Here is an 11,325-nt window from a genome sequence, read left to right as displayed (position 1 = left end):
TATTGCCTCTTTTTGTATTATTTATAAAATTGAACAGTAGTTATTACATCATATTGCTCACTTTTTGTTTTAGGAACAATGGTATGGTAAGTAATAAAACCATTATATTTAGAGCCTTTGTTCACTTTAATTTCTACATTTAGAATGTTTTGAAAGTTGTAGTTACAACTTTCTTTATAGAATGTTGATATGTCTATAATTTTACTGAAGCGCTCTTCATATTTCTGTCCAATAATAAGCTCATCATATCTCCAATCTATAACATTTCTATAGTATTGAGCTCCGTACACTTTATTTTGGAAGTCTCTTTCATTTCTAATGACGATATAGGAATCTCCTTTGAGTCCTTTTACATAGAAATTTAAAGGGCTAAAATTATGTGTCTCATTAAACTGTAATGATCTATAGGTTTCATTACCACAATAATCATCATTTGAAGAACATCCTACTAGAGATATTGATAATATTGTAAGTAAAAACAATAAATACTTTTTCATAACTAATATTTTTTTAACAAAGGTATTTGTTTTTAAGATATAGATGATGAAAAAGTATTTATTGAATAGTGATTATTTGAATTCTATAGGAATTATACAAACAGGTATAGGGTTAATCTTATGCTGGTTGATTCTATTTAATCTACTATATATTTCAAAAACTTCTTTTTCTCTTCCTGTGAAGTCTTCTGCTTTAGCTCCTTTTTCGTGTGCTAGCATAGCTATTTCTAGTTCGTCATAATTAGCACCTAACTGATCTTCATCAGATCGCTCATCTCCAAATAGTCCATCAGTAGGTTTAGCTATTATAATACTACTTGGTACTCCTAAGTACTCACCTATAGCACGTACTTCTGATTTCATTAAGTCTGCGATAGGGCTTACATCTACGCCACCGTCACCATATTTAGTAAAGAAACCTACTCCGAAGTCTTCTACTTTGTTTCCTGTTCCTGCTACTAAGCTTCTGTGTAGTCCTGCATAGTAGTATAGTGTGGTCATACGCAATCTAGCACGTGTGTTGGCAAGTGTAAGATTTAAGATAGCTTCATCATCTGAAGAGGGAACAGCTGTTTTTAATGTTTCAAATGTAGAGGTCAAGTCTGCTACGGTAGAGGATACATTAGTAAACTTTTCTTTTAAGAAAGAGATGTGTTCTTTAGCTCTTGATACTTGTGAAGGGTCTTGGTGTATTGGCATCTCAACACATAATAGAGGTAGTCCCGTCATAGCGCATAGTGTTGAGGTTACCGCAGAATCAATACCTCCTGATATTCCTATTACATATCCACTTACTCTTGCATTCTGCGCATATACTTTTAACCAATTAACTATATAATCTGTTACTGCTGTAGTATTCATTTTAGTGTTGTTTACCATGACTTTAAATATTTTATGGAATAGGTTGATATCTATCTTATTATATTTGTACATTGAAAATAAAAAAAGATAGAATGACTTTTTCCAAATTTACTAATTTATCTAGTGCTGTATTACTAGTGAGCTGTGTTTTTTGGTCTAGCTGTGGAGATAAGCAGAGTGAACTTGATAAAGAGATTAATGCTATTCCTATAGATATGACTATTACTCGCTTTGATCAAGAGTTCTTCAAGTCAGAAGACGCTGATCTAGCAGGTATTAAAAAACAGTATCCGTATTTCTTTAATGAAAATTTATCTGATGAGTTTTGGCTGAAGAAAAAACAAGATTCCATATTCATAGAATTAAATGAAGAGGTGGAGAAGAAGTACCAAGATTTAGGTGAATTGCCAAAGCAATTAGAAGATTTCTTTAAACATGTAAAATATTATTATCCACATGAGTCTTCAAAGAAAAAAGTAATCACATTAATATCAGAAGTAGATGTTACAGCTAAAGCTATTTATGCAGATTCATTAGCACTAATTGCTTTAGATACTTATTTGGGAAAAGAACATCGTTTTTATGTTAGTTTTCCAGAGTACCTAAGACCATCTTTTGAGCCGACACAGATATTGCCTGATTTAGCAGAGAGCTTCGTACTACAGAAGATAGGAGGCAATAGAGATCGTACTTTCTTAGGAGGTATGATACAGTATGGTAAGGTATTATACGCTAAGAAATTATTGTTGCCTAAGGTTAATGATGCTTATATCATGGGATATACTGTAGAGCAGATCAAGTGGTGTCAAGAGAATGAACAAGAGATGTGGAGATATTTTATAGAGAATAATTTATTATTTGATACAGATAGTAAGCTGAGTAGCCGATTTCTTACAGCTGCTCCTTTTTCTAAGTATTATCTAGATATTGATAGTGATAGCCCTGGGAGAACTGGTGCTTGGTTAGGTTGGCAAATTGTCAATGCGTATATGCAAAATAATAATGTAACTTTGCATGATCTGTTTAATACAGATGCAAAAGAAATATTTGAAAAATCAAAGTATAAACCAAAGAAGTAATGAGTAAAAATCACGTTTCTGATATAAATATTAGAGTAGAGTTAGACGAAAATAAAGTGCCAGATAAATTGTTTTGGACAGCTAAAGATGGAGGTGTAGAGAAAGCTAGTTCTAAAGCAATGTTATTATCTATTTGGGATCATAAAGCTAAAGAGACATTGCGTATAGACTTGTGGACTAAGGATATGCCTGTAGATGAAATGAAGAAATTCTTTCATCAAACATTAGTAGCGATGTCAGACACATTTGAGCGTGCTACAGAAGATGAGAAGATGGCAGCAACAATGAAAGACTTCTGTGATTATTTTGCAGAGAAATTAGATCTTTTAGAAAAGTAATTATAAGGAAGAGGCTTATACGTTCAAGTGTATAAGCCTCTTTTATTATACAACCATAAGATTACAACCTCTGATGTCAGAATGGTCAAATCTTCCTAAGATTTCAAATGAACCATTACTGTATTTTTTTCCTAAGTCTTGTGTAGCGATAAAGGAGCAAGAATTAATATTAGCTAAATCGATTACATTGACTCCACCTGTTTTGCCTTCTTCTACATAGGTTAAAGCGTCTTCTGGATCACGAGTTAAGATATCCATCCAAGGAGGACATTCAAAGATACCATCACCAAAAGAATAGCCTTGAGATAATAGCTCAGTCATTCCATATTCAGAGTGTATTTTAGATACCCCAAAACCTTCACACAGTACTTGGTGTAGCTCTTCTCGTATCATTTCTTTGCGTCGACCTTTCATACCTCCGGTTTCCATAATAATAGTATTGCTAAGGTTAAACTTTTGCATTTCTATCATATCTAGTAAGGCATAGGTAACACCTATTAATAAGACGTTTTTACCTTGTTTATCTAAGTCGATTAGCATTTTAGCTAGTTCTTCATAGTTGTGTAGGTAGAAGCCACTTTCAGGCTGATTAGAACCTTCTATAAGATCTTCTACCATATATATAAGAGATGAACCTTCTCGTTCTAAATAAGCAGGTAAAAGAGCTAAAACAACATAGTCTTCAATGTTTCCATAGAAGTGGGAGAATGCTGCTCTAAAGCTATATTCGTAGTAGTCTAGATCAGTCACATGATGTTTACTAGTGATCATTCCAGTAGTACCACTACTTGTAAATGTTATTTTTATAGGATCTATTGAAGATAAAACATCTTTGCTCTTAAAGAACTCGATAGGTAGAAAAGGTACCTCTGTCAATGTTTTAACTTGCTCAGGAGTTTTATTTAGAAGATTACAGAATTGTTGATAAACAGGATTATGTTCATACTGGAATCTAAAGACTTTCATAGCTACTCTATGAAAATCTTTTTTTGTTTGTATTTGGATGATTTCTTCAGGTTTAAACACGGTCTATTATATTTAAGTACAAAAATACAAATAAAAAAAGAGCATCACTTTAGTGATACTCTTTTAAGAATATAAAATCATTAAAATGTATTTCTTATTTTACTACTATTTTTCTAGTAGCAGTAGCATTACTTTCTTTTATCTTCATAATGTAAATACCAGCATTTACACTATAAGGTAAGTTCAACTCTCTGTTATTAACAGTAGTTGTAAATACTTTTTTTCCTACTACATTATAAAGCTCTACCTCTTTTGGTTCATTTTTAGTAGACTCAATGTACAATTTACCATTCGAAACCGCTGGGTTAGGGTAAATAGATAGCCCTTCGATACTCTGATTAGCGTATCGAGGTTCATTATTATAGCGCAAACCACTTTGCGCAAATGCTGTGCTTCCGCCTAACATTGCAATGAACATTGTGATATAAAAGTATTTTTTTGCCATCTAACTAAAATTATGGTATAAAAGTAATTATTTAAAATGACATAAAAAAACAAAAAAGTGCCTATTTTTTTAAAATAAGCACTTTTTTTAACATTTTTATTTTTGAATTACTATAGACCTACTGTCCAACCTTTAGTCCAATCTGGTACTTCAGCACCATTTCCTGCACCTTTAGCCTCTCCTGTAGTGTATACTTTAGATACATCTACTGCATCTCCTTTAGTATTTTTACCTTTAGTAGGCTTAGTAGTTGTACTGATTAATTTCACATTGGTTAACAACAATGAACCATCATTTACGTTGTTGATAGTTTCATCATGCTCTACATCAAATGCAGTTGCATAATTTCCGATTACTACATCATTTAATTTTCCTTTAGTTCCCTCGCGTAACTTCATTGCTGTTCCTTCTCCATCTACAGCAGGTAGTAATGTGATTCCTGTGATAGTAGGGTTAGAATAAGGATTAGCTGCTCTGTTTTTAGAATTGTTATCTGCTTCGAAGCCTTTGTCTGCTGTACCAGATTGTTTAGAGAACCAAGCTTTGTTTTCTTGACCATTCCATCCTTCAGTCCAGTCAAACTGATCATCATCGTTATTAGATGATACTAAGTACTGTGCACTAACTGTTCCTCCGAACCACTCAAATCCGTCATCAGATCCTTCGTGTGCTTGTACATATTGGATTACAGTTCCACTTCCTACTCCGAATAAAGAAAGTCCATTGAATTCTTTTTCAGTGTTGTAGTTAGCTCCTGCGTATTCGATTCTTAAATATTTAATAGAACCTGAGTTATCATTAGCTTCTTTTCCTCCGTATGTCAAGTCTGATACTTCAGCTGTTGCTGTTTCTGATTTGTTAATAGGAGCTTTTCCACATATTACTAAACCACCCCAGTTTCCTCTAGATTTTTCTGCACCTGTCATTACTACAGGATTGTTTTGTTTTCCTTCTACGTAGATTTTTCCTCCTTGTCCTACTGCGATATAAGCAGAAGTACCTCCTTCACCGATAATCTTAACTCCTTCTGGGATGTTTAATGTAGCCCCGTCGTTAACGATTAGTTTCGATGTAAGTTTATATGTTTTGTTTGCTTCTAAGTTTAGTTTATCTCCTTTTTTAAGTTCTCCACCTAATTTGTCTCCGTTTATTCCTGGAGTAGTTGTTCCTGGATCTGTTGTTCCTCCTCCGTTATTATCATCACTTGATGAACAACTTGCTAATGTTAATGTAACTAATGCAATACTGAATCCTGCTCTTAATAATTTTTTCATGTGTAATATAGTTTTTTATATTGTTTGATACAAAGATGTCTAGAAAACAGAAAATACATGTTAACTCATTGTCATTGAATAATTAACAGTTTGTTTCCTTAGTATTAAATAGATGTTAAGTAGGTTAATTATAATAGTGGTAGAACCTGTATTTTAAGTGTGTGTAAATAGGAAAGAGGGATGAATGCTTTTGTAAGTTATTAAGAGATAAATGTTTTTTTAAAATAGGTCATATAGATTAGGATTTTAAGTGATCCTTTTTTAAAAAAATAAAGCGAGAGCCTTATTAGAAGGCTCTCGCTTTGCTTGTGGGGTATTATATGGTATTTGTATTCTAGAATGAATAGTTTAGGCTTAAGCTAAAGTTTCTTCCAAGTTTATATGATCTTACTAAGACATCTTGTGTCGAGTTTTGTTGTTCTCTTTCGATTTTTGGATCTAATAAGTTTTTAGCATTTAAACCAATACCAAACCTCTTATTAAACTTCATCTTGAAAGTGAAATCTAACATACCAAATGCTTTGTCTACTAGGTTACCACTTTGCTCTGTTCCGATAGAGTATAGTTTATCAGAGAAATGCGCATAAGATACAGTAGTCATTAAGTTTTTCTCACCCCATTCTTTGATATAAGATAAGTCAGCATTTAATAAGAAATCTGATGCACCTGTGAAGTCTGAGTTGTCATGAGTAAACGAGGTAGACAGATATTTGTTTTCTCTATTTACTTTGTCATTGTCTAATTTTTGGTATGTCTTCATGATAGAAGCGTTTAATCCTCCTGTCAGTTTATTGGTATTTACATCATCGAAGCTGATTAAGTTTTTACGTACTTCTATTTCTAGTCCCGCTGCATATCCATAATCACCTGTATTCGCGTATGTGATATCATTAGAAGAAGAAGCCGAAACAATCTCATTTATAGGATTTTTAATATATTTACCAAATACAGAAGCAGAGAATACTTCATCATTAGTTGGGAAAAATTCCCACTTAAGATCTACGTTGTAGTCATCAGATGCATATAAGTCTGGGTTACCTACTTTAATCTCTGTAACATCCTCATAGATAAATCTAGCTCTCTCTTTGAATTGAGGTAGAGTATATGTTTTAGATGCAGCAAAACGAAGGTTGTTTCTATCATCTACAGCATACTTTAAAGACAAACTTGGTAAGAAAGCATTTTTATCCAATGTATTAGAGTTTTTATCTGCATCTAATTGGGTTTGCCAAGTAACTTTTTGAGTGATAGTTTCAAATCTAGCCCCAATAGTACCTGATAATCTATCTGATAATTTGTACTCAACATTTGCAAAACCTGCATGTACTGTCATATCTCCATCATACGTTTGAGGTAATAATGCATTAGGTGTATTCGCACCTCCTCTAAAAGTATACGTTTCGAAGTATCCGTTGTTGAAGTTTTGTTGGTTAAAGAAGTTATCTAGCGCATACGGATTTATGTTTTTGTTGTAATCAGCATTGATCTGAAATACATACTGTGTAGCCTTAAACTCTCTGTTCTTTTGGCGTAAGTTATACCCTACTGTTAACTTTCCATCGTATAGATTCTCACTGTTTTTACCGAATTTATAAGATGCAGCGATATTTGCACCTACTTCGTTTTCGATTAGATCCTCGAAGTATCTGTTATTATCAGATCTTGAGTTAGTCGAAAATTCGTAGTTATCTTGTCCTTTAATTTTGTTTAAAGTGTACATCTGTCTGTCAGGAGTCTGTGCAGAGATATTATTAAGAGCTAACCCCCAGTTTAGGTCTATTTGATCATTTAGTTTATGATCTCCTAATAATTGGTTTACGAATAGACGATCTTGTCTGTAGTTTTGTCTTGATAGAAGCGTATTTTCATAGTAGTCTTTTCTATCTGTGATATCTCTGATGTATCCAGTGTACTCATCTAATTTTTCTTGAGTACCATTGATTAAAAGAGTATTGTATTTAATACTATTTCTAGAGTTGATATTGTATTCTGCATTTAACATCGCAGTAGTATTCGTATTATACTCATAAGATTTCAAGTATAAATCTTTTGTAAAGCTGTTTTGAGCTTGAGCAGTACGATTAATTCCTTCTTTGAATTTGTAATTGTTGTCAAAAGATACAGTAGCAAAGATGTTTAATGAAGACTCTGCTCCGAAGTAGAATGATTTACCTCCATTTAGTCCTAAGCTCATTCCATAAGGAGATTTGTTTTTTGTCTGTGCAGAGTTTTTAAAACTAAAACTTTCAAGTGCGTTACTAGGTTGTTTTGTATTAGAGAACCCTAAAAAGCTTCTGTCTGATAGAGATCTAAACTTATCCTCTCCTACAGCATTAGAATTAATGTTTGACCCTAAACTAATGTTGAAGAATCCCTCTCCACTGTGTTTTTTAGAGATAATATCTATATTTCCTCCTGCGAAGTCTCCAGAGTTTCTTGCACTGTATGCTTTATCTATTGAGATGTATTCTACGATATCAGTAGAGAATAAATTTAGGTCAATATTCTTTTTCTCAGGATCATTTGACGCTAGAGGTAGTCCATTTAGAGAAGTACTGTTATATCTATCTCCTAGTCCACGTACGAATATTGTTCCGGTACCTTCTTGTTTAGCTACTCCTGTTGTTTTCGCTACTGCAGAAGCCACATCACTTACCCCTTTACGAGATAGTTCTTGAGAACCTATATGTTGTTTGATCTCACTAGATCTCTGTTGTTCTATAAGTAGAGCTGATTCTCTAGATTTAGAACGCGTAGCTTCTACCACTACTCCTTCTAGTTCTACATGTTCAGAGGCTAGTGCTATATTTATTGTTTTTGATTCTTTTTTTGCAACTGTGATTGATTTTTCTTGAGTTACATAACCCATATATTGAAATTGTAATATATAAGTACCTGCTTCTACTGAGATACTATAACTACCATCTAATTCTGTGTTTACTCCTTCAGAAGTATTTTTAATTGCCACGGTAGCATAGGCTAGTGGTTCATGCGTAGAGTCATCTGTTATTTTTCCTTTAATTTCGGCCTTTTGTCCATAAAAAGTGGCTGATACCATTAAGGTTAAGATCACTAAGAAATTTTTCATATAAATAAGTGTGTTGTATTATTGGTGCAAAGAACCTAGATGTATGTATCGTGAATGTTAATCTAAGTTTAATTTTTTGCGTACATTAGGTTACCAAATCGTTAACATATTAAATTATTGTAAAGTCTACATTTAATAATGTATTATGCTCTATATTTGACCTACTAAAACACACAACATAAGTATGAAGAATTCTGAAATTAAGATCCTTTTAGCTGACGATGAGCAAGATATTATCGATATCATTGGATATAATTTAGAGCAAGAGGGGTATCAAGTATTTACTGCAACAAATGGTAAGCTAGCAGTGGAGTCTGCAAATCAAAATAAACCACATCTTATCATATTAGATGTAATGATGCCTGAGATGGATGGTATAGAAGCATGTGAGTTAATCAGAAAAAATAGCAGTTTATCTAATAGTGTCATTACTTTTTTAACAGCACGTGGGGAAGATTACTCACAAGTAGCAGGTTTTGAAGCTGGAGCAGATGATTATATCACAAAACCTATTAAACCAAAAGTACTGATGAGTAAAGTAAAAGCATTACTTAGACGTGCCCGATTCAGTGATGATACATCTAGTAATATTATAGAGGTAGGGGATATTAGAATAGATAGAGATGAATATAGAGTATTTGTTCGCAAAGAAGAAATTGTATTCCCTAGAAAAGAATTTGAACTACTGTATTTACTAATGGCTAAACCAGGCAAAGTATTTACTCGAGACGAAATCTTAGATGCAGTATGGGGTAATGAAGTAGTAGTAGGAGGAAGAACCATAGATGTACACATCCGAAAACTAAGAGAGAAGATCGGAGACAGTTACTTTAAAACAATAAAAGGAGTAGGATATAAATTTGACCACGCAGAATAGTTAATGGCAACTAAATTTAAAAACTCTTATAAGTTCGCAATAAAGTCTGCATCATCTATTACCTTAATAAGCTTTATTGTAACCTTCCCTATAGGTGTATTTTATCTAAATATTCCAGTTTGGATAGTGCTAGGATATCTAGTAATCTTATTCACAATGTCCTTTTTTATTCTTCAGTATCGCGTAGAACACTTTATTTACAGAAGAATAAAAAAAATATATGACAATGTCTCTTTATTAGAACACGCCGATCTAAGAAGTAGAGCTGTGACGACTGATATGCAGACCTTGACAGAAGAAATCCAGAAATTTGCTAAAAACAAGAAGATCGAGATTGAGTCTCTTCAGGTGAGAGAAGAGTATAGAAGAGAGTTCTTAGGTAATATATCGCATGAACTAAAGACTCCTCTATTCACGATACAGAGTTACCTAGAGACTCTACAAGATGGTGCGATCAATGATCTTAAGGTCAGAGATCGTTATATAGAGCGTGCCGCTCAGAGTGTAGATCGTCTTATCTATATCGTTAATGACTTAGATATGATTACTAAGCTTGAGTCTGGTGACCTACATCTTAATATCGTGACTTTTGATATCGTAGAGACGATTAGACATGCTTTTGACTTTTTAGATTATAAAGCTAAGAAAAGAAATATATCTCTAATCTTTGACCTGAATTATAACAAGCCTATCTATGTAGTTGGAGACAAAGAACGAATAGGTCAAGTTATTACAAATCTAATAGATAACTCTATTAAATATGGCAAAGAAAAGGGAACTACAGAAGTAACTATAGAAGACTTAGTGAACAATAAATTAATTATTCGAGTGACTGACAATGGTCTTGGAATAAAGAAAGAGAACGTAGCTCGTTTATTCGAACGTTTTTATCGCATAGATAAGAGTGGAGCTAGAGCAGTGGGAGGTTCAGGTTTAGGATTATCTATAGTGAAGCATATCGTAGAGGCTCATGAAGAGCATATCTATGTGGAGAGTAGTTTTGGTTATGGATCGGAGTTCTCTTTCACTTTAGAGAAAGCTTTTGTAGACTCTACAGATAATTGATTATTAACCAATAAGGTATCTATTTGTTGCGTATAAAATTAAAATAGTATAGTTTCACTATAATTACTTAATTTTGCGCAAATTTATAATGAAGTATATCACGTGGGAAGTAAAAATAAACTAAAGCGATTCAGAGAGAACGAAACTTTTGATATTGTATATCAGCCGACTAGAGAAGACATGATAGGAGAGTTACCTCAAAAAGGGAATTGGAATAAAGATGTTTTTAAGAATGATAATCCTATCGTATTAGAACTAGGATGTGGAAAAGGGGAATATACAGTAGAGCTAGCGAAGCGTTTTCCTGAGAAAAACTTTATTGGTATTGATATTAAAGGTGCTCGTTTTTGGCGTGGTGCTAAGACGGCGGTGGAGTCTGGAATGACTAATGTAGCTTTCTTACGTACACAAATCGAATTGATAGAGCATGCTTTTGCAGCAGGTGAAGTGAGCGAAATCTGGATTACTTTCCCAGATCCTCAGATTAAGTATAAACGTACTAAACACCGTCTAACGAATAGTGAATTCCTTAAGCGATATAAGAATATTTTATCAGCGGATGGTATTATGAACTTAAAGACGGATAGTGAGTTCATGCATGGATATACATTAGGACTTCTACACGGAGAAGGGCACGAAGTTATTTATGCTAATCACCACATTTATAAAAATGAAGGTGCACCTGCGGTAGTAACAGAAATTCAAACTTTTTACGAATCACAGTATTTAGAACAAAATAAACCTATAACTTACATTCAATTTAGAATTAAGTAAG

The 11,325-nt window shown here is 33.2% G+C and carries 11 protein-coding genes; 5 read left to right on the top strand and 6 right to left on the bottom strand.

Annotation, left to right across the window (positions count from 1 at the left end; genetic code table 11):
* Positions 1 to 17 precede the first annotated feature (17 nt).
* Both AABL85_RS08350 and nadE read right to left on the bottom strand, forming a co-directional pair.
* Positions 18 to 497 carry a hypothetical protein gene (locus AABL85_RS08350; protein ID WP_341309780.1) on the bottom strand — a complete coding sequence of 160 codons (480 nt, stop codon included), beginning with the start codon at positions 495 to 497 and terminating at the stop codon, positions 18 to 20.
* A gap of 72 nt (positions 498 to 569) precedes the next feature.
* Positions 570 to 1,376, bottom strand: a complete 807-nt coding sequence (nadE, locus tag AABL85_RS08345) for an NAD(+) synthase (protein WP_341309779.1) — start codon at positions 1,374 to 1,376, stop codon at positions 570 to 572.
* A gap of 74 nt (positions 1,377 to 1,450) precedes the next feature.
* Here nadE and gldB point away from each other — a divergent pair, with 74 nt between their 5' ends.
* The gene (gene gldB / locus AABL85_RS08340) at positions 1,451 to 2,437 is read left to right on the top strand and encodes a gliding motility lipoprotein GldB (protein WP_286414072.1); all 987 of its coding nucleotides are present in this window, start codon (positions 1,451 to 1,453) and stop codon (positions 2,435 to 2,437) included.
* The gene (gldC, locus tag AABL85_RS08335; protein ID WP_006259815.1) at positions 2,437 to 2,775 is read left to right on the top strand and encodes a gliding motility protein GldC; all 339 of its coding nucleotides are present in this window, start codon (positions 2,437 to 2,439) and stop codon (positions 2,773 to 2,775) included. The genes gldB and gldC overlap by 1 nt, the downstream gene beginning before the upstream one ends.
* Positions 2,776 to 2,820: 45 nt before the next feature.
* Here the strand turns inward: gldC and AABL85_RS08330 are convergent, their stop codons facing one another.
* The 4 genes from AABL85_RS08330 to AABL85_RS08315 form a co-directional block, all read right to left on the bottom strand.
* On the bottom strand, positions 2,821 to 3,801 hold the full coding sequence (locus AABL85_RS08330) for an acyl transferase (protein WP_286414075.1): 981 nt from the start codon (positions 3,799 to 3,801) through the stop codon (positions 2,821 to 2,823).
* 94 nt (positions 3,802 to 3,895) lie between these two features.
* Entirely contained in the window at positions 3,896 to 4,207 is a 312-nt protein-coding gene (locus tag AABL85_RS08325) for a T9SS type A sorting domain-containing protein (RefSeq protein WP_425355290.1), read from the bottom strand.
* Positions 4,208 to 4,356: 149 nt separating this feature from the next.
* Entirely contained in the window at positions 4,357 to 5,520 is a 1,164-nt protein-coding gene (locus tag AABL85_RS08320; RefSeq protein ID WP_341309778.1) for a hypothetical protein, read from the bottom strand.
* A gap of 334 nt (positions 5,521 to 5,854) precedes the next feature.
* Entirely contained in the window at positions 5,855 to 8,608 is a 2,754-nt protein-coding gene (locus AABL85_RS08315; protein WP_341309777.1) for a TonB-dependent receptor, read from the bottom strand.
* 184 nt (positions 8,609 to 8,792) lie between these two features.
* On the opposite strand from AABL85_RS08315, the gene AABL85_RS08310 reads away from it, so the two are divergent.
* The 3 genes from AABL85_RS08310 to trmB all read left to right on the top strand — a co-directional run bounded on the left by AABL85_RS08310 (position 8,793) and on the right by trmB (position 11,324).
* A complete protein-coding gene (locus AABL85_RS08310; RefSeq protein WP_286414087.1) occupies positions 8,793 to 9,485 on the top strand; it encodes a response regulator in 693 nt (230 codons plus the stop codon).
* A 3-nt stretch (positions 9,486 to 9,488) separates the two neighbouring features.
* Positions 9,489 to 10,550: a sensor histidine kinase gene (locus tag AABL85_RS08305; protein ID WP_286414089.1), complete on the top strand. Its 1,062-nt coding sequence runs from the start codon at positions 9,489 to 9,491 to the stop codon at positions 10,548 to 10,550.
* A 102-nt stretch (positions 10,551 to 10,652) separates the two neighbouring features.
* Positions 10,653 to 11,324 carry a tRNA (guanosine(46)-N7)-methyltransferase TrmB gene (gene trmB, locus AABL85_RS08300; protein WP_286414092.1) on the top strand — a complete coding sequence of 224 codons (672 nt, stop codon included), beginning with the start codon at positions 10,653 to 10,655 and terminating at the stop codon, positions 11,322 to 11,324.
* The last annotated feature ends 1 nt before the right edge of the window (position 11,325 follow it).

Source organism: Myroides odoratimimus (genome assembly GCF_038039805.1).
In the GTDB taxonomy this organism is placed as follows: domain Bacteria; phylum Bacteroidota; class Bacteroidia; order Flavobacteriales; family Flavobacteriaceae; genus Flavobacterium; species Flavobacterium odoratimimum_B.
The sequence above is the reverse complement of the archived record's forward strand: the minus strand, read 5'-3'. Positions and strand labels throughout refer to the sequence as shown.